General features: G+C 73.2%; 19 protein-coding genes and 1 pseudogene. 12 read left to right on the top strand and 8 right to left on the bottom strand.

What is annotated here, in order from left to right; genetic code table 11:
- Positions 1–188: 188 nt before the first annotated feature.
- On the top strand, positions 189–1,496 hold the full coding sequence (locus V6U81_RS21940; protein WP_334491763.1) for an aspartate aminotransferase family protein: 1,308 nt from the start codon (positions 189–191) through the stop codon (positions 1,494–1,496).
- 56 nt (positions 1,497–1,552) lie between these two features.
- Positions 1,553–3,061 (top strand): CoA-acylating methylmalonate-semialdehyde dehydrogenase, encoded by a 1,509-nt coding sequence (locus V6U81_RS21935; RefSeq protein ID WP_334491762.1) that lies wholly within the window; start codon positions 1,553–1,555, stop codon positions 3,059–3,061.
- On the opposite strand, the gene V6U81_RS21930 is transcribed toward V6U81_RS21935, so the two are convergent.
- Positions 3,033–4,418 (bottom strand): acyltransferase family protein, encoded by a 1,386-nt coding sequence (locus V6U81_RS21930; RefSeq protein ID WP_334491761.1) that lies wholly within the window; start codon positions 4,416–4,418, stop codon positions 3,033–3,035. The two genes, V6U81_RS21935 and V6U81_RS21930, sit on opposite strands and share 29 nt — an antisense overlap.
- A gap of 195 nt (positions 4,419–4,613) precedes the next feature.
- Here V6U81_RS21930 and V6U81_RS21925 point away from each other — a divergent pair, with 195 nt between their 5' ends.
- Positions 4,614–5,171: a hypothetical protein gene (locus V6U81_RS21925; RefSeq protein ID WP_334491760.1), complete on the top strand. Its 558-nt coding sequence runs from the start codon at positions 4,614–4,616 to the stop codon at positions 5,169–5,171.
- Positions 5,172–5,629: 458 nt separating this feature from the next.
- On the opposite strand, the gene V6U81_RS21920 is transcribed toward V6U81_RS21925, so the two are convergent.
- On the bottom strand, positions 5,630–6,619 hold the full coding sequence (locus tag V6U81_RS21920) for an N-acetylglucosamine kinase (RefSeq protein WP_334491759.1): 990 nt from the start codon (positions 6,617–6,619) through the stop codon (positions 5,630–5,632).
- A gap of 199 nt (positions 6,620–6,818) precedes the next feature.
- Here V6U81_RS21920 and V6U81_RS21915 point away from each other — a divergent pair, with 199 nt between their 5' ends.
- Genes V6U81_RS21915 through V6U81_RS21895 form a run of 5 tightly spaced genes read left to right on the top strand, consistent with a single transcriptional unit; the run spans position 6,819 to position 11,907 of the window.
- Positions 6,819–7,766, top strand: a complete 948-nt coding sequence (locus V6U81_RS21915; protein WP_334491758.1) for a MurR/RpiR family transcriptional regulator — start codon at positions 6,819–6,821, stop codon at positions 7,764–7,766.
- The gene (locus V6U81_RS21910; RefSeq protein ID WP_334491756.1) at positions 7,763–8,512 is read left to right on the top strand and encodes a sugar isomerase domain-containing protein; all 750 of its coding nucleotides are present in this window, start codon (positions 7,763–7,765) and stop codon (positions 8,510–8,512) included. The genes V6U81_RS21915 and V6U81_RS21910 overlap by 4 nt, the downstream gene beginning before the upstream one ends.
- Positions 8,513–8,537: 25 nt before the next feature.
- Entirely contained in the window at positions 8,538–9,950 is a 1,413-nt protein-coding gene (gene ngcE, locus V6U81_RS21905; RefSeq protein WP_334491754.1) for an N-acetylglucosamine/diacetylchitobiose ABC transporter substrate-binding protein, read from the top strand.
- 45 nt (positions 9,951–9,995) lie between these two features.
- On the top strand, positions 9,996–10,937 hold the full coding sequence (locus tag V6U81_RS21900) for a carbohydrate ABC transporter permease (RefSeq protein ID WP_334491753.1): 942 nt from the start codon (positions 9,996–9,998) through the stop codon (positions 10,935–10,937).
- Positions 10,938–10,950: 13 nt separating this feature from the next.
- Positions 10,951–11,907, top strand: coding sequence for a carbohydrate ABC transporter permease (locus V6U81_RS21895; RefSeq protein ID WP_334491752.1), 957 nt, complete (start codon positions 10,951–10,953; stop codon positions 11,905–11,907).
- Positions 11,908–11,991: 84 nt separating this feature from the next.
- On the opposite strand, the gene V6U81_RS21890 is transcribed toward V6U81_RS21895, so the two are convergent.
- Together V6U81_RS21890 and V6U81_RS21885 are read right to left on the bottom strand one after the other, a co-directional pair.
- Positions 11,992–13,719: an ABC transporter ATP-binding protein gene (locus V6U81_RS21890; RefSeq protein ID WP_334491751.1), complete on the bottom strand. Its 1,728-nt coding sequence runs from the start codon at positions 13,717–13,719 to the stop codon at positions 11,992–11,994.
- Positions 13,716–15,530, bottom strand: a complete 1,815-nt coding sequence (locus V6U81_RS21885) for an ABC transporter ATP-binding protein (RefSeq protein ID WP_334491750.1) — start codon at positions 15,528–15,530, stop codon at positions 13,716–13,718. Before V6U81_RS21885 ends, V6U81_RS21890 begins: the two co-directional genes overlap by 4 nt.
- Positions 15,531–15,676: 146 nt before the next feature.
- Here V6U81_RS21885 and V6U81_RS21880 point away from each other — a divergent pair, with 146 nt between their 5' ends.
- The gene (locus tag V6U81_RS21880; RefSeq protein WP_420884060.1) at positions 15,677–17,356 is read left to right on the top strand and encodes a bifunctional 3'-5' exonuclease/DNA polymerase; all 1,680 of its coding nucleotides are present in this window, start codon (positions 15,677–15,679) and stop codon (positions 17,354–17,356) included.
- Between the two features lie 256 nt (positions 17,357–17,612).
- Positions 17,613–18,953 carry a nicotinate phosphoribosyltransferase gene (locus tag V6U81_RS21875; RefSeq protein ID WP_334491747.1) on the top strand — a complete coding sequence of 447 codons (1,341 nt, stop codon included), beginning with the start codon at positions 17,613–17,615 and terminating at the stop codon, positions 18,951–18,953.
- Positions 18,954–19,038: 85 nt separating this feature from the next.
- Here V6U81_RS21875 and V6U81_RS21870 read toward each other — a convergent pair whose 3' ends face one another.
- Entirely contained in the window at positions 19,039–19,719 is a 681-nt protein-coding gene (locus V6U81_RS21870; RefSeq protein ID WP_334491746.1) for a L,D-transpeptidase family protein, read from the bottom strand.
- 501 nt (positions 19,720–20,220) lie between these two features.
- On the opposite strand from V6U81_RS21870, the gene V6U81_RS21865 reads away from it, so the two are divergent.
- Both V6U81_RS21865 and V6U81_RS21860 read left to right on the top strand, forming a co-directional pair.
- Positions 20,221–20,814, top strand: a complete 594-nt coding sequence (locus V6U81_RS21865; protein ID WP_334491745.1) for a nucleotidyltransferase family protein — start codon at positions 20,221–20,223, stop codon at positions 20,812–20,814.
- 47 nt (positions 20,815–20,861) lie between these two features.
- Entirely contained in the window at positions 20,862–21,929 is a 1,068-nt protein-coding gene (locus V6U81_RS21860; protein ID WP_334491744.1) for an aminoglycoside phosphotransferase, read from the top strand.
- Positions 21,930–21,933: 4 nt separating this feature from the next.
- On the opposite strand, the gene V6U81_RS21855 is transcribed toward V6U81_RS21860, so the two are convergent.
- From V6U81_RS21855 to V6U81_RS21845, 3 genes and pseudogenes are all read right to left on the bottom strand, one after another.
- Positions 21,934–22,821, bottom strand: a complete 888-nt coding sequence (locus V6U81_RS21855) for an amidohydrolase family protein (RefSeq protein WP_334491786.1) — start codon at positions 22,819–22,821, stop codon at positions 21,934–21,936.
- 5 nt (positions 22,822–22,826) lie between these two features.
- A complete protein-coding gene (locus tag V6U81_RS21850; protein ID WP_334491743.1) occupies positions 22,827–23,636 on the bottom strand; it encodes a metal-dependent hydrolase in 810 nt (269 codons plus the stop codon).
- 101 nt (positions 23,637–23,737) lie between these two features.
- Positions 23,738–24,316, bottom strand: a pseudogene (locus tag V6U81_RS21845) (hypothetical protein); the annotation flags it as partial.

Below are 24,316 nucleotides of genomic sequence, written 5' to 3'. Positions count from 1 at the left end.
TGGCCCACCGGTGCCCTAACCGTCGGGAAGGACTGCGACGATCGGGTTCGGGTCCGAAAACGGTGGCGACCGCCTGACGTGCTGTCAGGTGCCGGCGGTCGCTGCGCTACACAGTGACAGTTGTCCCTGCCGGTGGGTGGTGGAAGCGTGCGGGGAACGCGAAACCGCCGCCGCTGAAGGGTGCCCCGATGACCTCCGACGACCTGCTGGCCAGACATCGGGCCGTGCTGCCCTCCTGGATGCCGCTCTACTACGCCGAGCCGATCGAGCTGGTCTCCGGGTCCGGTCGTCGGGTGACCGACGCCCAGGGCCGTAGCTACCTGGACTTCTTCGGCGGGGTGCTGACCAACATGATCGGCTACGACATCCCGGAGATCCGGGAGGCGGTCGAGCGGCAACTGCGCACCGGGATCGTGCACAGCTCCACGCTCTACCTGATCCGCCAGCAGGTGGAGCTGGCCGAGAAGATCGCCCGGCTCTCCGGCATCCCGGACGCCCGGGTCTTCTTCACCAACTCCGGCACCGAGGCGAACGAGGCGGCCCTGCTGGTGGCCACCAACCACCGCCGCTCGCACCAGATCCTGGCGGTGCGCAACAGCTACCACGGCCGGTCGTACGCGGCGATGGGCGTGACCGGGAACCGGAGCTGGACGGCGAGCGCGCTCAACCCGCTCCAGGTGGCCTGGCTGCACTCGGGCGAGCGACTGCGCGGCCTGCTGTCCCGGCTGGACGAGGCGGACCGGATCGACGCGGCGGTGGAGGACCTGCGCGAGGTGCTGGCCACCCAGACCTCCGGCGACGTGGCCTGCCTGATCGCGGAGCCGATCCAGGGCGTCGGCGGCTTCGTCGCCCCGCCGGACGGGCTCTTCGCCGGCTGGAAGAAGGTCCTGGACGAGCACGGCATCCTGCTGATCTCCGACGAGGTGCAGACCGGCTGGGGTCGGACCGGTGAGCACTTCTGGGGCTACCAGGCGCACGGCGTCACCCCGGACCTGCTCACCTTCGCCAAGGGCGTCGGTAACGGCTTCGCGCTGGCCGGCGTGGTCGGCCGGGCCGACGTGCTGGAGTCGGTGCCGGCGATCAGCTTCTCCACCTTCGGCGGCAACCCGGTCTCCACCGCCGCCGGCAACGCCGTCCTGGACTACCTGCGCGACCACGACCTCCAGGCCAACGCGGCCCGCACCGGCGCGATCCTCGCCGACGGCCTGCGGGCCGCGGTGGGCGGGCTCGACTGCGTCGCCGAGGTACGCGGCAAGGGGTTGATGCTCGGCATCGAGTTCGTCCGACCGGGCACCACCGAGCCCGACCCGGTGCTGACCACCCGGGTCTTCGAGGCGTGCCGGGCCGGTGGCCTGCTCGCCGGCAAGGGCGGCCTGTACGGCAACGTGCTGCGGATGGGTCCACCGCTGACCCTGACCGAGGACGAGGCCCGGGAGGGCCTGGCCATCCTGGTCGAGGCGATCCGCTCCTGCGCGTCGGCGGAGGTGGCGGCGTGAGCGCGAGGAGTGAGCCGGTCCTGCGAGCCCCGCAGTCGCGAACGGAGAGTGGTCCAGTGAGCACGGCGGACAGCGGGACGGTCATCGGGCACTTCGTCGACGGCAAGCGCACCTCCGGCGGCTCCGAGCGGCGCGGGGACGTCTTCGACCCGGCCACCGGCCGGCGTACCGGCAGCGTGGAGCTGGCCTGCGCCGGGGACGTCGCGGTGGCGGTCGAGGCCGCCGAGCGCGCGGCCCGGGCCTGGCGGGACACCTCCCTGGCGAAGCGGACGGCGGTGCTCTTCGCCTTCCGGGAACTGGTCCACACCCGCCGCGACCGGCTCGCCGAGGTGATCACCGCCGAGCACGGCAAGGTCCTCGCCGACGCCGCCGGCGAGGTGCAGCGCGGCCTGGAGGTCATCGAGTACGCCTGCGGCATCCCCTCGGCGCTGCGCGGCGGCTTCAGCGAGAACGTCTCCACCGAGGTCGACTCGTACAGCCTGCGCCAGCCGCTCGGGGTGGTCGCGGTGATCTCGCCGTTCAACTTCCCGGTGATGGTCCCGCTGTGGTTCGTGCCGGTCGCCGTGGCGTGCGGCAACGCCGTGGTGCTCAAGCCGAGCGAGAAGGACCCGAGTGCGGCGCTGCTGCTCGCCGAGTGGTTCGCCGAGGCGGGCCTGCCCGACGGGGTGCTGAACGTGGTCAACGGCGACAAGGAGGCGGTCGACGCGTTACTCGACCACCCGGCGGTGAAGGCGGTGTCGTTCGTCGGCTCCACCCCGGTCGCCCGGTACGTGCACCAGCGCGGGGCGATGTCCGGCAAGCGGGTGCAGGCGCTCGGCGGGGCGAAGAACCACATGGTGGTGCTGCCCGACGCCGACCTGGACCTGGCCGCCGACGCGGCGGTCAACGCCGGGTTCGGCTCGGCGGGGGAGCGGTGCATGGCGGTCTCCGCGCTGGTCGCGGTGGAGCCGGTCGCCGACGCCCTGGTCGGGAAGATCGCCGACCGGATGGCCGGGCTGCGCACCGGTGACGGCCGGCGTGGCTGCGACATGGGTCCGCTGGTCACCGCCGCGCACGCCGAGCGGGTCCGGTCGTACGTGGAGTCGGGTGTGGCGGCCGGCGCGGTCCCGGTGGTGGACGGTCGGGACGTCACCCCGGACGGCGAGGCGGGCGGCTTCTGGCTCGGCCCGACCCTCTTCGACCGGGTCACGCCCGACATGTCGATCTACACCGACGAGATCTTCGGCCCGGTGCTCAGCGTCGTCCGGGTCGGCTCGTACGACGAGGCGGTGGAGCTGGTCAACGCCAACCCGTACGGCAACGGCACGGCGATCTTCACCAACGACGGCGGCGCGGCCCGGCGCTACCAGCACGAGGTGGAGGTCGGCATGGTCGGCATCAACGTGCCGATCCCGGTGCCGATGGCGTACTACTCGTTCGGCGGGTGGAAGTCCTCGCTCTTCGGCGACCTGCACGCGCACGGCGAGGACGGGGTGCGTTTCTTCACCCGGGGCAAGGTGGTCACCAGCCGCTGGCTCGACCCGCGCCACGGCGGGGTCAACCTCGGCTTCCCCACCCAGACCTGAGCAGCCGCAGCACGCCCGCCCCGGCCAGGTACGCCAGCAGCGCCGGGACGGGCGTGCCGAACGGTTCCGGGGCCCGCCCCGGGGTCGCGCTGTTGACCAGCAGCCCGAGCACCACGGCGGCGTACCCGGCGACGGTCAGCGGGGCCCGCGCCGGGGTGGCCCGGCCGGCCCGGCGCCCGGTGCGGTGCCGGGCGCTGCGCGCCTCGATCGCCCCGAAGACCGCGACCAGCACGGCCAGGACCGCCGCGAGCATCAGCAGCCAGGGCACCCGCCAACCCCACCAGGCGGCCGAGCCCACCGCCGGGGTGGGCAGCAGCCCGAGCGCGTCGAGGAGCCCGACCAGCAGGAGCGTGGCGGTCAGGTGCCAGAGGAAGACGGTCAGCACCACCAGGTTGACCCCGATCACCAGCTGCCAGGGGCCGGGCCGTCGCAGCCACCGTTGCGCCGGGTCGCGCAGCAGCAGGATCAGGCCGAGCTGGGTGGCGGCCACGGCCAGCAGCGCCAGGCTGGGCGGCCCGGCGTTGTCCAGCCGTTCACCCGGCACGTGCAGCATGTTCACCGGCCACGGACCGACGACGGTCAGCAGCACCAGCGCGGCCAGACCGACGGTGAAGAAGGTCAGCGCGGCGCGGCGCGAGGTGGGCAGCCGCCGCTGGCGTACCCCCGGGCGGTCGGATTCGGACGGCCCGGCGGGTTCGCTCTGGGAGCGGGCGTCGTGCCAGGCGAAGCCGAGCTGGTGCACGGCCAGCCAGCCGAAGAGATAGTTGCCGTTCCCCAGCTCCGCCGGGCCGATGAGCCGGCCCAGGTCACCGAGGCCGACCAGGGCGACCAGCGCCAGCGGCACGGCCAGGCCGAAGCGGCGGTGCAGGGCGTACATCGGCGGGGTGAGGGCGACCACGACCAGGTAGGCGACCAGGAACCAGAGCGGGATGGTGGCGAACCAGATCACCACGCGCACCTGGGTCGGGTCGACGTCCCGTAGTCGGGCGACCGCGGCGGCGGCGGTGAGCACCAGCAGCAGGGCGCTGGTGGGGCGGATCAGCCGGGCGCTGCGGTCCAGCAGCCACCCGGTGGCGTCGCCGCCGCGGGCCCGCAGCCGGGTCAGCGACGCCGCGTTGGCGTAGCCTCCGACCAGGAAGAAGACCGGCATCACCTGGGCCAGCCAGGTCAGCGGGTACGCCCACGGCAGGTCGCCGAGCGCCGAGTGCCCGGTGGGCCGGCCGGCGGCGTCCCGGGTGATCACGGTGACGCTCCAGTGTCCGAGAACGACCATGGTGATGGCGAGCGCGCGGAGCAGGTCGACGTACCGTTCCCGGCCGGCCGGGGTGCGCTCGGCGAGCTCGCGCAGGCGGCGCATGGGCTCAGGCTATGCCAGCCGCGGGTGGCCGGTGGTGATAACGGTTGGGCCGTCCGGTCTTCACGTTGGGCGGCGGGTGCGGTCGGGCCGCGGGCAGCTCATGGGGCCGCGGCGGGTGCCGGTGAACGGGGCAGCGACGCCGGTGACGCTCCTCTATGGTGGGCCGGCACATTCACCGAAACTTGCGGGGATCTCATGTTCGTTCTCTACACCCTCCTGCTGATGCTCAGCGGAATCGCGCTCGTCGTCCTCGGCGCCGTCTTCCGTGACCAGGGCGTCGGCTCCCGGATCCTGAACGTGGTGGTCGGCCTCGCCTTCTTCGGCTACGGCTTCTACCTGCTCTTCCTCTTCCCCGGCGGCACCTACCGCATCTTCCTCTACGCGTTCGTGGTGCCGGTGCTGCTGATCGTCCAGGCGGTCAAGGCCCGCAACGAGGCCAAGCAGGAGGCCGAGCAGCAGCGGCTTGTCGTCGGTCCGCAGGGCGGAGCTGCGGCGGGGTACGGCGTCCCGCCGCAGTCGGGCCAGTACGGTGTCCCGCCGCAGTCCGCCCAGTACGGTGTCCCGCCGCAGTCGGGCCAGTACGGCCAGCCGGGCCAGCCTGCCCCGCAGGGGTCGTACGGTCCGCAGGCGCAGCCGGGCGGCTACCCGGCGCCGCAGGGGCAGGCCTATCCCGGGCCGCAGGGGTATCCCGCGCCGCAGGCGCAGTCCTACCCGGGGCAGCCGCAGCACGGGCAGGGCTATCCCGCCTCCTGATCCGACCCGCCGACGGCGCTGGCCGGGCGTCCCCGGGAGGTCCGGCCAGCACCATCGGTGGTGGAGTGGTGTGGCCGGCGACACCGGGCGGTCGCTGCCCGCGTTCGTACCGTCGGGTGATCGACCGCACTAGCCACCCACCGTTCGTGCTTCTGAAGCACGACGACCCGCCCGTGCGTAACTGCGGCGGTCGCAGTCATCGCCGGGTTCAACCCTCCGGTCGGCTGGGGCTGATTCGTTCGCGTCATCAACTTTGTAGCGTCTGCAGGTGCTGGTCTGCGTCGCGGCGCGTCAACGGGCATCGCACTGCAGGCAACCCGTGCGGGCAGACGGTCGGTGCAGCGATCTGGCGGGCGTTGACCGATTCTGATCACCTCGTCCGCGCGCTGACGCCGAATGACTTCTCCCCGGTGCTCGGCCACCGGTTCACCCTCCGTACGACGGCCCGCCCCTGCGGGTCAGGTCGTCGCCGGCACCAGCAGGGCGTGCAGGGCGGTGGGGTCGGTGACCTCAGGCAGATCGCGGGCGGCGAGCCAGGCGGCGGCCGCCGCGCCGTCCCCGGCCGAGCGGACCGGGGCGGCCGGCCAGCGGCGGGCCACCTCGGCGCGGACCGCCGTGGCCAGGGGCGTGTCCCCGGTGAGCAGGCCGCCGCCGAGCACGATCGGCTCGACCGCGCCGGCCGGCCGGATCCGCGCCGCGCTGGTGGCCAGGTGGGCGGCGGCCTCGTCGATCAACGCCGTCGCGACCGGCTCGCCCTCGGCGGCGGCGGTCGCCACCAGCGGCGCCAGCCGGGCCAGTTCCACCGGGGGGCGTTGGGTGACCGCCTGGACCAGCGCGTCCACGGTGTTCCGTGGGCGGGGGGCCACCTCCGCCGAGCCGAGCAGCCCGGTGAGCACCCGGCGGCCGAGCGGGCCGGGTGTGGCGCCCGCGTCCAGGTCGGTCAGCAGTCGGCGGACCGCCTCACGACCCAGCCAGAAACCGGAGCCGGCGTCGCCGAGCAGCCAGCCGTGACCGTCGGCGACCCGGTCCAGCCGCAGGTCGCGTACCTGCGCGGCGATCGCGCCGGTGCCGGCGATCAGCACCGTGCCGTCCGGCGAGGCGGTGCCCGAGGCGTACCCGACGAGGGCGTCGCCGTGCACCGTGTACGGGCAGCTCAGTCCGGCCTCCGACCAGGCCCGGTCGAAGGCGGCGCGGCCCTGCGGGTCGGCGAGCAGCCGGCCCGCCCCGGCCAGGCCGATGGTGCCGGCGCGGACCCGGGCGGGGTCCGTCACGGCCAGCGCGTCGCGCAGGGCGGTCAGCACTTTCGCGGCGCCCTGCTCGGCGCCGTGGCTGGTCGGGTTGCCGCCGCCGCCCCGGCCGCTGCCGAGGCGCTTCCCGGTGAGGGTGAGCGCGACGGCGCGGGTGGACGTACCCCCGACGTCGAGGCCGACCACGACGGTGTCGGACATCGCACCAACCCTTCCCGATGCGGCGCTGCGGGCGCTGTTCATGCTGGTCGGCCCGGTGCGATGAGGCAAGATCGCGGACCGTCGGGCGACTGTGCGCCAGGTAACAGTTTGAAAACTTCGCCCACACTCTTGACACGGAGGGGCCTTCAGTAAGAACTTTTACCACTAACAGTTAACACTCTTTTCGAAAGGCGCTCCCATGGTTGATCACGAGGTGGACACCCCCGCGGGGACCGCGGTGGTCGACGCCGACGCGGTCGACCGGCGGGGCGCCGACGGGGTGCTGGCCAGGGTCAGGGCCGGGCTGGGAGAGCTGACGGGGGCGTTGCGCCGGGTCGCCGAGCACGTGCTCAGCGACCCGGAGGCAGCGGCCCGGGCGACCATCGTGGAGCTGGCCGAGCGCAGCGGCACCTCGCCGGCCACCATCACCCGGTTCTGCCGGGCGATGGGCTTCGACGGCTACGCCGACCTGCGGCTGGGCATCGCGTCGGAGACCGGCCGGGCCCGCTCCGCCGGCTGGACGGTTGACATCGGACGGGAGATCCAGCCCAGCGACCCCCTCGGCCGGGTGCTCGACCAGATCATGGCCGCCGACACCCGGGCCATGCACGACACCGCCGCGCTGCTCGACCTCGCCGAGGTGGAACGGGCCGCCGTCGCCATCGCAGGTGCGGCCCGGGTGAACATCTTCGGCGCCAGCGGCAGCGCCCTGGTCGGCGCGGAGATGCAGTTCAGCCTGCACCGCATCGGGGTGGCCGCCTGGGCCTGGAGCGACGTGCACGAGGGGCTGGCCAGCGCCGCGCTGCTCGGCGCCGGGGACGTCGCTCTCGGCGTCTCGCACACCGGCCAGACCCGGGAGACCATCGAGATGCTCGCCGAGGCCGGCAGTCGGGGCGCCACCACCGTGGCGCTGACCGGCTTCCCCCGCTCACCGCTGGCCGAGCTGGCCGACATCGTGCTGCTCACCGCCAGCCAGGCCACCACCTTCCGGCCGGACGCCCTCTCCGCCCGGCACCCCCAGCTCGTCGTGCTCGACCTGCTTTACATCGCCGTCGCGCAACGCACCCATGACCGCGCCCACGCGGCCTTCCGGCGTACCGCCCAGGCCGTCGACGGGCACAAGGCCGCGAAGGGGACCAGCTCATGATCAGTGCCCGGGGGTACGCCGACGCGGTCCGACCCGTCCTCGACCGGCTGGTCGACAGCCAGTCTGAGGCCATCGCCCGCGCCGCCGACACGATCGCGACGAGCCTGCGCGCCGGCGGGATGCTCCAGGCGTTCGGCGCCGGCCACTCCGAGGCGTTCGCCGCCGAGCTGGTCGCCCGCGCCGGCGGGCTGGTGCCGGCCAACCGGATCTCCCTGCACGACCTCGTGCTGCACGGCGACGCGCCCCGCGACGTGCTCGCCGACCCCAAGCTCGAACGCGACCCGGCGGTGGCCCACGAGCTCTACGCCCTGGCCGGGCCGCAGCCGCGGGACGTCTTCCTGGTCGCCTCCCAGTCCGGCATCAACGGCTCGGTGGTCGAGCTGGCGCTGCTGGTCAAGGAGCGCGGCCACCCGCTGATCGCGGTCACCTCGGTCGCGCACACCGCACGGGTCGCCCCGCGGCACCCGTCCGGACGCCGGCTCGTCGATCTCGCCGACGTCGTGCTGGACAACGGCGCGCCGTACGGCGACGCACTGCTGCCGCTCGAGGGCGGCGGCGCGGTCTGTGCGGTCTCCTCGGTCACCGCCGCGCTGCTGGCGCAGCTGCTGACCGCGGAGGTCGTACGACGGTTCCACCAGGCCGGAGAGGTACCCCCTATCTACCTCTCCGCCAACGTCCCCGGTGGGGACGAGCACAACCTCGCCCTCGAGTCGCGGTACGCCGGGCGTCTCCGGCGCACCGCCTGACCCGACACCACAAGGAGAGACGACGATGTCGATTACCCCCGAGATCCCTGGTGACCTCAGCCGCCGGACCCTGCTGCGGCGGGCCGCCGCAGCGGGTCTCCTCGTCACCCCGGCCGCCGGCCTGCTCAGCGCCTGCGCCGGCAGCGAGCCGACCAAGTCCGACGACGCCGGCACCGCGAAGAGCAAGGACAACCCGTTCGGCATCAAGGACGGCAGCGCCGTCAAGGTGGTCATCTTCAACGGCGGCCTGGGTGACCAGTGGGCCAAGGAGGACAAGGCGGTCTTCAACGCGAAGCACGCCAACGTCACGGTCAACATGAGCTCCACCCAGAAGATCAAGACCGAAGAGCAGCCCAAGATGACCACTCAGCCGAGTGACGTCGTCATGAACTCGGGCGCCGACATGATGGACATCAGCACCCTGATCAACGAGGGCGCGATCGATCCGCTGGACGACCTGCTCACCGCGCCGGCCTGGGACGGCGACGGCACGGTGGCCGACTCGCTGCTGCCGGGCACCGTCGAGGACGGCACCTTCCAGGGCAAGTTCTACGTGGTCAACGTCGCCTACACGGTCTGGGGCAACTGGTACAACGGCGCGCTCTTCACCAAGGAGGGTTGGGAGCCGCCGAAGACCTTCGACGACTTCTTCGCCCTCGCCCCGAAGATCAAGGCCAAGGGCATCGCGCCGTACGTGCACGACGCGGTGCACGGCTACTACCCGCGCTGGGCGCTGATGGCGACGATCTGGAAGTCCGCCGGCAGGCAGGCCGTGATCGACATCGACAACCTGAAGGAGAACGCCTGGAAGGCGGACGGCGTCCTGCCGGCGCTGCAGGCGTGGGAGAAGCTGGTCAAGGACAAGCTGCTGCTGCCCGGCAAGCTCGACCACACCCAGTCCCAGCAGGCCTGGCTCGACGGCAAGGCGGCGTTCATCCAGGTCGGCACCTGGCTGAAGAACGAGATGTCGGCGACCATCCCGCCGGGCTTCGAGATGAAGCTGTCGGACTACTGGGGCCTCGGCGCCAGCGACAAGGCGCCGAAGGACGTGTTCGCCGGCGCCGGCGAGGGCATCGTGGTGCCGAGCAAGGCCCCGAACAAGGCGGCGGCCAAGGAGTTCCTCCGGGCCGTCCTCTCCAAGTCGGGTTCGGCCAAGTTCGCCGAGCTGACCAAGTCGCTCGCCTCGACCAAGGGCTCCGGCGACAACGTCCAGGACACGTCGCTGACCACCGCCAACGAGCTGATGAAGAACGCCCCCAAGGACCTGATCAAGGTCAAGATCTGGGACTTCTACGCCGACCTCGACAAGGAGAGCCAGAACCTCTCCGAGGAGCTGATGGCCGGCCGGCTCACCGCGCAGCAGTTCGTCGACAAGATGCAGGCGGCCGCCGACAAGGTCGCCAAGGACTCGTCGATCAAGAAGCAGACCCGCGCCTGACGGTCGCGCCGGACCATCCGACCCGAACGAGAGAGTGAGTGGGGAATGCGGCACGGTGTTGCGCGTTTCGTCACCGGATTCCTGGCCCTGCCCGTCGCGCTGTACCTCTTCTACGTGGTGTGGCCCTTCGCGCAGGCGGCCGGGTACTCGCTGACGAACTGGGGAGGGTACTCCGACAAGCAGGAGTTCGTCGGGCTGGACAACTACGTCCGGCTGGTCTCCGACGAGCTGATCAGGAAGGCGTTCTGGCACAACGTGTTCTTCCTGGTCACCGTGCCGCTGTTCACCATCGCCCTGGCCCTGTTCCTCGCGTTCCTGCTCAACGTGGGCGGACGCGAGGACAGGGCGGGCATCCGGGGGGTCTTCGGCTCCGCCGTCTACAAGGTGATCTTCTTCTTCCCGCAGGTGCTGTCGCTGGTGGTCATCGCCGTGATGTGGCAGCAGATCTACCGCACCGACAACCAGGGCCTGATCAACGGCCTGCTGATCAAGGTCGGGCTGGTCGACGCCGACAACCCGATCGCCTTCACCGCCGACCCGGAGCCGTTCCTCGGCGTACCGGCGGTGCTCTGGTGGCTGCTGCTGATCGCGGTGTGGAGCGGAGCCGGCTTCTACATGGTGCTCTTCTCCGCGGCGATGCAGTCGATCCCGAGGGACATCTACGAGGCGGCGCTCCTCGACGGCGCCGGCCGCTTCCACACGTTCTTCCGGATCACGTTGCCGCTGCTCCGGGACACCATCTCGGTGGCCTGGGTCTACCTGGGCTTCATCGCCCTGGACATGTACGCCCTGGTGTTCGTGATGACGCCCAGCCAGGGCGGACCGAACCACGCCAGCGAGATCTTCGCGTCGGTGCTCAACTTCACCGCGTTCCAGAAGGGCCAGTTCGGCTACGCCTGCGCGATGGGCGTGTCGCTGGCGATCTTCACGATCCTGCTGGCCGCGGCGCAGTTGAGGATCACCCGTCGTGAGCGTATCGAGTTCTAAGGGAGGCTGGACGATGAGCACAGCGACGCACGGTGGTCTGATCCGGCCCGACCAGACCCCACCCACCCGGCCGGCGCCCCCGCGACGGACGCAGTCCCGCGCCGGCGCCGTCGGCACGCGGATCTTCAACGGCTTCTCCCACCTGTTCCTGGCGGTCTGGGCCGTGATGGTGATCTACCCGCTGCTGTGGGTGGTGATGTCGGCGTTCAAGGCCGACTCGGAGGTCATCCGCGAGCCGCTGTCGCTGATCCCCGACACGCTGCACTGGGACAACTTCAGCCGGGCCTGGGGCCAGGGACACCTCGGCGCGTTCTTCCTGAACACCCTGCTGGTGCTGGTCGGCAGCGTCTTCCTGACCATGCTGCTCGGCTCGATGGCCGCCTACGTGCTGGCCCGCTACGAGTTTCGGGGCAACCGGCTCATCTACTACATGTTCCTGTCCGGGCTGACGCTGCCGATCTATCTCGCCGCCGTGCCGCTGTTCAAGGGCGTCTACAACATGGGCGTCGTCTTCCCGCTGCTCGGCCCGAACAAGCACGTCATGCTGGTCATGGTCTACGTCGCCTGGTCACTGTCGTTCACGATTTTCTTCATGCACTCGTTCTTCAAGACGCTGCCGGACTCGATCGCCGAGGCCGCGATGGTCGACGGGGCGTCGCACAGCCGGCTCTTCTTCAGCGTCATGCTGCCGATGGCCAAGCCGGGCCTGATCAGCATCGGCATCTTCAACGTGCTCGGCCAGTGGAACCAGTGGTACCTGCCGACCCTGCTCATGCAGTCCGTCGCGGGCGAGCCGAAGAACCAGGTCATCTCCCAGGGCCTGATCGAACTCTCCGTCAACCAGGGCTACAAGTCCGACTGGTCGGGCCTCTTCGCCGGCGTGACCATGGCGATGCTCCCCGTGCTCATCGTCTACGTCGTCTTCCAACGCCAGGTCCAGTCCGGCCTGACCGCCAACATCAGCAAGTAGTCCCTTCTCCCGCCCGAGCTCGGCAGCACTTTCACGGAAGGAGTGGCTGTTCCGCGCCGGATAGCCACTCCTTCCGTTCAGGGGTCAGTGGTGCCAGGAGTGCCAGAGGGCCGCGTAGACGCCGTCGGCGCGGACCAGTTCGTCATGGCTGCCGATCTCGGTGATCCGGCCGTCGACCAGCACGGCGACCCGGTCCGCGTCGTGCGCGGTGTTGAGCCGGTGCGCGATCGCGATGACGGTCCGCCCGGTGAGCAGGGCGGCGAGGGCCCGCTCGGTCCGTCGTGCGGTGGTCGGGTCCAGGGCCGCGGTCGCCTCGTCGAGGATCAGCGTGTGCGGGTCGGCGAGCACCAGTCGGGCCAGCGCGAGCTGCTGGGCCTCGGCCGCGCCGAGCTGGCGGGCCCCGTCGCCGAGCGCGGTGTCCAGCCCGTCGGGCAGCGCGGCGAACCAGTCGGCCCCCACCGCGGCCAGCGCGGACCGCATCCGGTCGTCGGAGGCGTCCGGGGCGGCGAAGGCGAGGTTGTCGCGGACCGAGCCGATGAAGACGTGGTGCTCCTGGGTGACCAGGGCGATCCGGCGGCGACGCTCCGCCGGGTCGAGGTCGGTGACCGGGCAGCCGCCGATGCTGACCACACCCTGGCGGGGCGCGTCGATCCCGGCGAGCAGCCGGGCCAGGGTGGACTTGCCGGCCCCTGACGGGCCGACCACGGCCAGCCGCTCCCCGGGCCGTACCTCCAGGTCGATGCCGTGCAGGACGTCGTGCCCGGCGTACGCGAACCGCGCGCCGCGCACCACCAGCCGCTCGCCCCGCGGCGCGGCGGTCCGGCCGGGTGGTTCCGGGGGCACCAGGCCGACCCCGAGCACCCGGGCGAACGACGCGAAACCGCGCTGTGCCTGCTCCGTCCACTGCAGCAGCCGGTCCAGCGGCTCGATCGCCTGTTGCAGGTAGAGCGCGGCCGCGACGACGGCGCCGAGCGAGACCAACCCCCGGGAGAGCAGGTACCCCCCGACGAGCAGCACCGCGGCGACCGGCAGCGGGTAGCTCGCCTCCACCACGGAGAAGAAGACGGTACGCAGCCTGAGCGTCGCCCGCCGGGCCTGCCACACCCGGGCGATGTCCCCGGTTCCGTGCCCGATCCGCTCGTCGGCCAACCGGAGTGCCTCGACCGTCCGGGCCCCCTCGGCGGTGGCGGTCAGCGTCCCGGTCAGCTCGGCGGCGGCGGCCCCCTCGACCAGGTACGCGGGACTGGCCCGCCGCAGGTACCAGCGGGCCACCACCCAGATCACCGGCAGCGCGGTCAGCGCCACCAGGCCGAGCAGCGGGTGCAGCAGGAAGATCGCCCCGAACAGCAGCGTCAGCTGCACCGAGGCGATGACGATGGTGGGCACCACGTCCCGGACGGTGGTCCCGACGGTGGCGACGTCGACCGAGCTGCGGGTGGCCAGATCGCCGGAGCCGGCCCGCTCGACGACGGAGACCGGCAACCCGAGCGTGGCCCGGACGAAGTCCTCGCGCAGTTCGGCGACGGCCCGCTCGCCGAATCGGTGGCCGGTGTACTGCGCGTAGCGGGAGAGCAGCGCCTGGACCAGCACGCAGCCACCGATCGCCAGCGCCAACCGGTCGACGGTGGCCACGCCCGTGCCCGCGGTGACCCGGTCGACGATCCGACCCAGCAGCCACGGCGGGGCGAGCCCGGCGATCGCGGCGGCACCCTGCAACACCAGCACCACCGCGACGGAGCGTCGGTGCCGGCCGATCAGGTCCCGCAGCGCCCGGCGGACGGCGGGGCGGTCGGCCACCGGCAGCCCGCTCACCGGAGCGCCCCCTCGGCGTCGTCGGCCCGGTCCACGTCCGGGTCCGCGCTGTCCCGGGCCACCAGGCGCCGGTAGTCGGGGTCCCGGTCCAGCAGGTCGGCGTGGCTGCCGGTGGCGACGATCCGGCCGGCGCGCAGGTGGGCGACCGTGTCGGCCCGCCCCAGCAGCAGCGGCGAGGTGGCCAGCACCAGCGTGGTTCGGCCGGCACGCGCCTCGCGCAGCCGCTGCGCGATCCGGGCCTCGGTGTGCGCGTCCACCGCCGACGTCGGGTCGACGAGGATCAGCACCTCCGGCTCGGTCAGCAGCGCGCGGGCCAGCCGTACCCGTTGCCGCTGGCCGCCGGAGAGCGTCCGGGCCCGGGTGTCGAGCGGGGTGTCCAGCCCGGCCGGCAGGGCGTCGGCGACGTCCTCGGCCGACGCGGTGTGCAGGGCGGCGACGATCCGGTCGTCGTCATCGGTGGGCCGGGGGTCGCCGCCGGCCGGCCGGGGAAGCAGGACCTCGCGCAGCGGGCCGGCGAAGAGGTACGAGTCGTGGTCGGCGACCAGGATCCGGGCCCGCACCTCGTCCAGCGCGAACCTGGCCAGCGGCACGCCGCCCCAGGTGACGTCGCTGGCCACGTACCGGCCGAGCCGGTCGGCCAGCGCCCCGGCGGCGGCCGGGTCGTCGGCCGCCACGACGGTCAGCCGGCCGGCGCGGACGGTCAGCCCGGTCACCGGGTCGTGCAGGTCCGCGGCGCGGACCGGCGCGGCGGCGGCCTCCGCCGGCCGGGTCTCGGGCACTGTGCGACCTCCGACGGTCCGGGGGCCGCCGACGTCGTCCGGAGCCAGCTCGAGCAGGGCGATGATCCGGCGGGCGGCGACCCGCCCGCGGATCAGCTGGTGGCTGCCCTCGAGCAGAAACCAGACTGGCACGACGAGGGTCGCCACGTAGCCGTAGACCGCGACCAGTTCCCCGATGCTGATCTCGCCGCCCACCGCCATCCGGGCCGCCAACCAGACCACCGCCGCGAGGAACAACCCGGGGATGGCGACCGTCGCCGCGTCGATCCAGCTGTTCACCGCGCCGACCCGGTAGCCCTCGGCCAGCAGCTCCCGGGACCGGGCGGCGTACCGGCGGGCGAACAGGCCCCGGCCACCGACGCCGGCGAGCACCCGCAGCCCGGCCACGATGTCGCCGGACCGGGCGGTGAGGGCGCCCTGCTGCTGCCGGTAGACCGACTCGGCCCGCTCGAGGCGGCGCAGCAGGGGCCCGACGACCAGCCCGACCGCCGGCACGCCGACCAGCACGCAGAGCGCGAGGAAGGGGGAGATCGACCAGAGCACGACGGCGATGACCCCGTACGCGGCGACCGCGCCGACCCCCGGCCCGGTCAGCGTCAGCACCTGCGCCGTCCAGTCGATGTCGGAGCCGCCGACGGTGGCCACCTCGCCCGCGTCGACCCGGCGGGGCAGCGCCGCGCCGATCCGGGACACCTGCCGCAGCACGACGGCGGCCGAGCGGGCCTTCGCGTCCTCCCGGATGTAGGTCATCGTGCGGTGCCGCATGATGCCCAGGTACGACAGCCCGACGCCGGCCACCACGATCGCCGCGACCCAGAACCACAGGGCCCGGGTGTCCTTCCCGCGCAGCCCGTCGTCGACCGCGCGGGAGATCAGCCAGGGCCGGACCGACAGCCCGATCATCCAGGCCGTGCCGAGCAGACTGCCGCGCAGCACCCGCCAGGGCTGGCGACGGACCAGCCACCAGAGATAGCGCAGCGGCCCCCGGGTGTCCGGAGTCCCGGGGTCGGGATGGGGAATCCGTGGGGGCATCCGGACACGCTACCGAGCCGGCCGGCGGCGCACCGACCCGTTTATGCCCCGTCGTCCTCCTCCCGGCCGCCCGTCGGCTCGCATTCGGGGCGGGTGCCGGACGTGCGGACCTGCCGGTGTCACAGGGGCGAGGCAGAATCGCATCCGTGCTGGTGGCGGTGGTGTCCGACGAGCGGGGCGGGGGAGTGCTCCAGCCGCTGCGTGGGGACGGCTCGCCCGCCGGTCCGGCCGAGCCGGTCACCGACCTGGCCGCCGCGGTCGCCGCGCACGAGGCCGCCGCCCGTCCGCGCTGGGTGTGGGGGTCCGGGGCGACGCTCTACCCGGCGCTGCTGCGCGCCGGGGTGCGGCTGGACCGTTGCCACGACGTCGAGCTGACCGAGGCGCTGCTGCTCGGGCACGCCGGCCGTTGGGGTGAGCCGCGCTCGCTCGCCGCCGCGTACGCCCGGCTCACCGGTGCGGCCGTGCCGCCCGACCCGCCGCCCCGGCAGCCGGCCCCGCCCGGCGACGGCCAGGGGTCGCTCTTCGAGGCCGTCCCCGGGCCGCCGGGCCCGGGCATCGAGGCGCTGGCCCGGGTGTACGCCGACCAGCTCGCCCGGGTCGCCGCGACCGCGCACCCCGGCCGGTTCCGGCTGCTGGTCGCCGCCGAGTCGGCCGGTGCGCTGGTCGCGGTGGAGATGGCCGCCGCCGGCCTGCCGTGGCGCGCCGACGTGCACGACGCCATCCTCGGTGAGCTGCTCGGCGAGGCGTCCCCGGTGGGCGGGCCGCCCCGCCGGCTGGCCGAGCTGGCCGCCCTGATCGCCGACGCGTTCGGCGTTCGCCAGTTGCACGCCGACTCCCCGGCGGAGTTGCTGCGGGCCTTCGCCCGGGTCGGGGTCGAGCTGCCCAACACGCGGGCCTGGGTGCTGCGCGGCGTCGACCATCCGGCGGTGCCGCTGGTGCTGGAATACAAGGAGCTCTACCGGATCTGGACGGCGCACGGCCGGGCCTGGCGGGACGCCTGGGTCTCCGACGGCCGGTTCCAGCCGGAGTACGTCCCCGGCGGGGTGGTCTCCGGGCGGTGGGCCACCCGGGGCGGCGGGGCGTTGCAGATCCCCAAGGTGATCCGGCGGGCGGTGATGGCCGACCCGGGCTGGCGGCTGGTGGTGGCCGACGCCGGCCAGTTGGAGCCCCGCGTGCTCGCCGCCGTCTCCGGCGACGCCCGGCTCGCCGCGGCGGGCGGGGCCGGCGACCTCTACGCCGCCCTCGCCCAGGACGCCTTCGCCGGTGACCGGCCCCGGGCCAAGGTGGCCCTGCTCGGCGCGATGTACGGCCAGACCGGCGGGGCGGCGCTGCCCGCGCTGGCGGTGCTCAAGCGCAGCTACCCGACCGCGTTCGGGTACGTCGAGGCGGCCGCCCGCACCGGCGAGGCGGGCGGGTTGGTCCGCTCCTGGCTGGGGCGTACCTGCCCGCCGGGGACGGCCGGCTTCACCGGCGGTGACGACGGGGCGCCCGATCCGGACCTCGGGGGCGACCCGCAGTCGCCGCGGGCCCGGGCGGCCCGGTCGCGCGGCCGGTTCACCCGGAACTTCGTCATCCAGGCCACCGCGGCCGAGTGGGCGTCCACGCTGCTCGCCACGCTCCGCGGCGAGCTGGCCGGCACCGAGGCGGAGCTGGTCTTCTTCCAGCACGACGAGGTGATCGTGCACTGCCCGGCGGAGCGGGCCGAGGCGGTCGCCGAGGCGGTGACCCGGTCGGGGGTGCGGGCGTCGGCGCTGCTCTTCGGCGACACTCCGGTCCGCTTCCCGCTGGACGTGTCCATCGTCGACTGCTACGCCGACGCGACCTGAGGGCGCGCCGGCCACCTCGGTGCTGCTCCGCCGTCGCCGCGTGGTGCTCCAGACCCCGCGACCTTCGACGACGATGATGGATATCCGACCCGCTGCGCCGCCGGATCGAAGACAGTGGGAGCGTGAACCCGCAGCTGTCCGGCAACGGATGCCGTCCCGGCGCCTTTAGCGACCGCCGGTCCTCGGCGGTGCCGACGCCGCCCGGGCCTGGAGCGGGCTGGCCCGCTGATGGCGGCGGCGGGCGGGTGGGGGCGGCATGACCGGCTTGCGTACCGACCTGTACGAGCTGCGGATGGCGGCCAGCTATCTGCGCCGCGACATGGTGGACGAGGCCACGTTCAGCCTCTTCGTCCGCCGACTGCCACCCCGGCGTGGGTTCCTGGTCGCCGCCGGGCTGGCCGAGGCGCTGGCGTTCCTGGAAGGCTTCGCGTTCGACGACGAGGAGTTGGGCTATCTGCGGGACGTCGTCGGGCTCGACCCGCCGACCCTGACGGCCCTTGCCGGGATGCGGTTCACCGGGGACGTCTGGGCCGTGCCGGAGGGCCGGGTGGTGTTCGCCGACGAGCCGCTGCTGGAGGTGACCGCGCCCATCGCCGAGGCGCAGCTGGTGGAGACGGCGGTGCTCAACCTGCTCACCTTCCAGACCACGGTGGCCAGCAAAGCGGCCCGCTGCCGGCTCGCCGCCCCGGAGGCGCAGCTGATCGACTTCGCGTTCCGCCGTACCCACGGGATCGACGCCGGGGCGGGCGTGGCCCGGGCGTCGGCCATCGCCGGCTTCGCCGCGACCAGCGACGTGGAGGCCGCGAGGCGCTACGGCCTCCGACCGTCGGGAACGATGGCTCACTCGTACGTCGAGGCGTTTCCCGACGAGCGTGCCGCGTTCCGCGCGTTCGCCACCGACTTTCCCACGAACCCGGTGTTCCTCGTCGACACCTATGACACCCCTGCCGGTGTGCGGGCCGCCGTCGACGTGGTCACCGAGCTGGGGTTGACCGGGCCGCTGGGGATCCGGCTCGACTCGGGCGATCTCGCCGCGCTGGCCCGGGAGGCGCGCGCGATCCTGGACGGCGCCGGGCTCACCCGGGCGCAGATCGTGGCCAGCGGCAGCCTCGACGAGGACGTCATCGCCGCCCTCGTCGACCAGGGCGCGCCGATCGACGCCTATGGCGTCGGTACGCGGATGGGCGTCTCCTTCGACGCGCCCTCCCTGGACAGCGCCTACAAGCTCGTCGCCTTCGGCGACCGGCCGGTGCTCAAGCTGTCGCCCGGCAAGGCCACCCTGCCAGGCCCCAAGCAGGTCTTTCGTGATCCCAGCGGGGAGAGCGGCGATGTGGTCGGGATGCGCGACGAACCGCCACCGGCCGGCCGTGAGCCGCTGCTCGAGCCGGTGATGCGCGGCGGACGTCGCCTGGATGCGGCCGATCCGGCCGGCGAGGTGCGGGCCGCCCGCGACCGGTTCGACGCGGACCTTGCCTGGCTGCCCGACGCGGCGCGCCGGTTGGTCGATCCGATCCCGCCCACCGTCGCGGTCAGCCCCGGACTCGCCGCGCTCCGCGACCGGGTGACCGCACAGGTGGGGACAGGCGGCAGGTTCTGACCCCGGCGCGGCGAGGCCGACGCGGGGAGCGGCACATCGTCGACGGCGGCCACCGGGGGAGCGGGGGCCGCCGTCGTGGCGATGGTCAGCGGTAGATGTGCACCGGTACGCCGACACCGATGATCGACCACAGGCGGTTCATGGCCGGGATCGGCACCCGGACGCAGCCGTGGCTGGCCGGGTAGGTGGGGACGGACGTGGCGCCGTGCACCGCGTAGCCGTAGTAGAAGTAGTTCGGCCGCCACAGCAGGCCGAGCGAACTCTCCCGCCAGCCGTCGATCCGGCGCTGGATCTTGAAGTTGCCGGTCGGCGTCGGGGTGCTGGACTTTCCGCTCGACGCGTCCAGGATGCGTACGACCGACCCCGCGCGTGCCAGGTACAGCACCTGCCTGGTCAGGTTCGTCTCCAGCGAGTAGCCGGAGTGGGTGTATCTCGGCCTCGGGATCACCGGGTGGTCCAGGGCTGCCCAGGTCTGCGGCCCGACGATCCCGTCCCGGGTCAGGCTGTTCACCTTCTGGAAGGCGACGACCGCGTGGTACGTCGAGGGTCCGAAGATCCCGTCGGCGGCGCCCACGTCGTAGTGCAGTGCGGCGAGCCGCCGCTGGAGGTTGGTCACGGCGGTGCCCCGCGAACCCTGCCGCAGTACGGGCTGGGTCGTGGCCAGAGCCTGGGTGGTGAGGGCAGTGGCGGCCATGGTGGAGGTGCCACCGGCCGCCGAGGCTGACTGGGCGGGAATGATCAGGCTGGCGGCGACCAGGACGACCACCCCGAGAGCCCTGCCTGAGCGAGGGTGTCGTCTGGGTGTGTTGGGTGTGACGGGAAGCATCGTTCCTCCCTTCGGAACTCTGTCACCTGACCGTAGTTCGCCGAGTCGATGGGCCGCTGTCCCCCTGCAACAATTAACCCTGATGCCTGAACGGGTGCCGCGGACCTGCCGTCGGTTGTTCTTCGAGGTCAGGGCCGTGGTGGCAGGTTCAACCGCCGCGCCGACTCCCGCAGATGCGGTGCACTGTCGGTTGACGCGCATGTCGTCGTCGGATGTGGACAGACAGACGCCCGCACGCCGGCTACCGCCTGGGAGTCTCGGCCAGGGCGGCAGCGGTCGGTAGGCCCGGCGGTCTCAGCTGCGTCAATTATCCGTTTCGCCCCGACACTCATCGCCACGGTAGTCGTTGCACCCGGTGTGCGTAGGAGGGGACGGAAGCGGCCACCCGCTGCGGCGGTGCCCGTCAACAGTGGAGGTGGCCCGCTGAGTCGGATCGCAGGAATGATCATCGCAGCGGGCGGGGGACGCCGGATCGGCGGACCCGAAGCGCTGCTGCACCAGGGGGAGAAGCCCCTGGTGAACCAGATGATCGACACGATGACCGAGGCGGGCTGCGAGCAGATCGTGGTCGTCCTGGGCGCCGCCGCCGACCAGGTCCGGGAGACCGCCGACCTGAGCCGGGCCACGGTGGTGGTCAACCGGGCCTGGGGCACCGGGGTCGGCTCCTCCATCCGGGCCGGCCTGGCCGCTCTCACCGACGACAAGATCGAGGCGGTGGCGGTGGTGCCAGTGGACATGCCCGGCCTGACCGCCGCCGCGGTGCGCCGGGTCACCGCGCTGCCGTACCCGGACGTGCTGGTCTGCGCCACCTACGACGGGCTGCGCGGCTACCCGATGCTCTTCGGCCGCCGGCACTGGTCCGGCATCGCCACCCTGGCCAGCGCGGACGTCGGTGCCCGGCCGTACCTGCTGGCGCACAAGGACCAGATCGTCGACATCTCCTGCGACTCGGTGGCCGACGGCAGCCGGGTGGACACGCCCGAGCTGATGGCCCTCTACGGGCTCACCGTGCCGCCGCAGCGGGTCGGCGTCTGAGCCGGCGCGGGACGGCGACGGAGGGCCCGACGGGCTAGGGTCACGGCGTGCGACCCCCCGCGGACCTGCTCGAACCCGACGCGCCGGCCGAGGCGCTGACCCACAACCCGCTCAACGGGGTCACCGGCGGCATCTGGCGGACCCGGTACGCCGGCCGCCCCGCGGTGCTCAAGCTGATCACCCCGCCGGGGGCGGGCAGCGGCCCGGCGCACTGGGCCGGCAGCGACGACCCGGGGCACTGGAACTACTGGCGGCGCGAGGTCGAGGCGTACCGCAGCGGGCTGGCCACCACCGGCTGGGCCGACGCCGGCCTGACCGGGCCCGCGCCGCTGGCCGTCGAGGACCGTCCGGACGGCAGCGTGGCGCTCTGGCTGACCGAGGCGGCCGGTCGGCCGGGCACCGAGTGCACGGTGGACGACCTGCACGACGTGGCCCGACGGCTGGGCGTGGCGCACGCCGCCCGGCTCGCCGCACCCGTCGCGGCCGTGCCGACCGCCCGTAAGTCGGCGCCGCCGCCCGGCCACGACTGGCTGGCCCGGGACTGGCTGCGCGACTACACGCTCAGCCGGCCGGTCACCGAGCCGGTGCGGTGGGACCATCCGGTGGCCGTCGCGGCCTGGCCGGAGCCGCTCCGCGCCGGCCTGCGGACGCTCTGGCGGCGGCGGCACGACGTCCTCGCCGCCACCGACCGGCTGCCTCGCACCCTGAGCCACCACGACGTCTGGCCGACCAACCTGATCCTCACCGACGCCGGCCCGGTGCTGCTGGACTGGTCCTTCGTCGGCCCCGGCCCGATCGGCGAGGACGCCGCCAACCTGGTCCTCGACACCTTCCTCGACGGCCTGGTCGACGTCGGGCTGCTGCCCGACGTGGCCGCCGCCGTGCTGGACGGCTACCTCGACGGGCTGCGCGGCGCCGTCGACCCGGGGACGGTCGTCCGCGCGGTCCGGGCGACCGGCGCGGCGAAGTACTTCTGGCTCGCGCCGGTGATGCTCAACCGGGCGGGCGGCGCCACCGGCCAGACCTACGACCGGCGGGACGAGGCGGCGATCTTCGCCGGCCGCCGGCCCGTGCTGGACCTGCTCGCCGCCTGGGCCGCCGACACACTCGGATGACCGGTCAGCGCAGGTCGAACAGGGCGGCGGCGCTGTCCCAGCAGACCGCCCGCAGCCAGTCGTCGCCCAGGTCGAGCCGGACCAACCCGGCCAACTGCGTGGCGTACGGGTAGGGGATGTTCGGGAAGTCGCTGCCCAGCAGGATCTTCCCGGCCAAGCCCAGCTCGCGCAGCCGGGGCAGCTCGTCGGTGGGGAACGGCACGAAGCGGTCGAAGAACGGGGTGAACGCCATGGTGGTGTCCAGCCGGACCCGCTCGTACCGCTCGGCGAGGTCGAGGAAGGCGGCGTAGTCGGGCGCGCCGAGATGCGCCACGATCGCGGCCAGCCGGGGGTGCCGGTCCAGCAGCGCGGCGAAGCCCTCCGGCCCGGTGTGCGCGGTGCCGACCGGGGCGTGCCCGGCGTGCACCACCACCGGGGTCCCGGTCTCGGCGAGCAGCCCCCACACCCGGTCCAGCGCCGGGTCGGTCGGCGTGAACCCGCCGACCTGGACGTGCACCTTGAACACCCGCGCGCCCTCGGCGAGGGCGTCGGCGACGTACCGGTCGGCCCCGGGCTCGGGGAAGAAGGTCGCCGAGGGCAGGCAGCCGGGGGTGGCGCGGGCGAAGTCCAGCGTCCACCGGTTCAGCTCGGCCGCCATCTCGGGCCGGTGCGGGTACGCCAGCGCGCTGAACGCCCGTACGCCCATCCGCCGCAGGTGCGCCACCCGCTCCTGGTCGCTCCACCGGTACCGGATCGGCCACTCGGTGCCGACCAGCGGCCCGGCCGCGTCGAAGTACGCCCAGACCCGGCGCAGCAGCCGGGGCGGCAGGAAGTGCACGTGCACGTCGGCCAGCCCGGGCAGGCCGAGCTCCCGCCAGAACGCGGGTACGGCGTCGTCGTCGGTGGGCGGCAGCGCGCTCACACCTCGATGTTGAAGCGGTGCAGCACCGACGGGGCCACCAGACCGACGGCGGCGAGGACGGAGAGCAGGGTGAGCGCGGTGCGCAGCACCACCACCTCCGCCTTGCTGCCGGTGCGCAGGGCGATGCTGTTGGGCAGGCCGACCATCGTCCACATCCGCCGTTTGATCGGGATGGGCCAGAGGATCGGCACGCCGGCCTTGGTGATCATGTCGCCGAGGATGTGCACGAAGCAGCCCACCCCGACGGCGAGCCCGATCATCGGGTAGCCCCGGTCGCCCGGCAGGTTGGCGAACGTGTACCAGGCCGCGCCGGCCGAGGCGAGGGTCACGATCACCCAGCCGGCGCGCTCGGCCCACTCGTCGAAGAGCCCGCGCAGGGCCAGGCCGATCATGAAGAACAGGATGCCCACCACGGCCCACTTGCCGTACGCGGTGCAGAGCGCGGTGGTGCCCCAGCCGACCAGCGCGGTGAACGGCAGGGTGTGGGTCAGCGTCCGGTGGCCGTTGTTGCGGCGCGGGTCGCGGCTGAGCTTGGTCGCGTAGTAGACGCCGAGCGAGATCTTCTCCATCACCTCGGCGATGAAGAGCGAGAAGACCCCGAAGGTCCGGGCCACGGTGGCGCCGCCCTGGTTGCGGGTCACCTTGCCGGAGAGGTCGAGGTCGGGGAAGAGCGCGCCGCCGGCGCAGACCGCCGTGCCGACCGCCAGCGCCAGCGGCGACTGGTGGTAGTCGGTGAAGTGGTCCAGCGCCCATGATCCGGTCAGCCACACGGCCGCGCCGGACAGCGCGTGGGACGGTCCCATCATGTCGCCTCGCCCCTCCCCAGGTTCTTGATCCACAAAACTACGCCACTGTGTCAGAGTGGCCTGCGAGGGGCAATCATCCGGACGGTCCACAGGGGATGGTGTCAGGCGGGGGCCAACCTGAAGCTCTGCCGGATCATCAGCAAGTATGTCGCGTTGACCTGCCAGTCGAACTCGTTCGTCAACCATGCGACGGTGTACGCCCGCCCGGGGTTGACGGTCAGGATCATCCGGGCGCTGTGCACCTGTTCGCCGGCGGCGGTGGTCCAGGCGCACTCCCACAGCGCTCCGCCCTGGAACATGTCCAGCGGGCTGATGTCGATTCGGCGGTAGGCGGCCAGCTTGCCCGCCCCGGTGAGCCGGCGCTCCTCGGTCTTCCAGTACGCGACCGGGTCGGCCGGGGCGGCGCCGGCCGCCACGCTGAGCACCCGGGCGCCGCGGGGCTCCCGGAAGCAGGTGGCCGCCCCGTCGGGGTAGCGCAGCCAGCCGATCGGGACGGCGATCTGGAAGCCGGTCGGATCCTCGTACCAGGTCCAGCCGCGCACCAACCCGTACCGGGCGCCGGACGGCGGGGGCGCCGACGGGACCGGGCGGGCGTCGGCGGGGGCGGGCGCGGCGCAGGGGAAGGCGCCGGGGCGGGCCGCCGTCGTACCGCCGCCGGAGCCCGGCGCGGACGGCGTGCC

It is taken from the genome of Micromonospora lacuserhaii (assembly GCF_036902735.1).
In the GTDB taxonomy this organism is placed as follows: Bacteria; Actinomycetota; Actinomycetes; order Mycobacteriales; family Micromonosporaceae; genus Micromonospora.
This window is presented reverse-complemented; position numbering and strand designations above follow the sequence as displayed.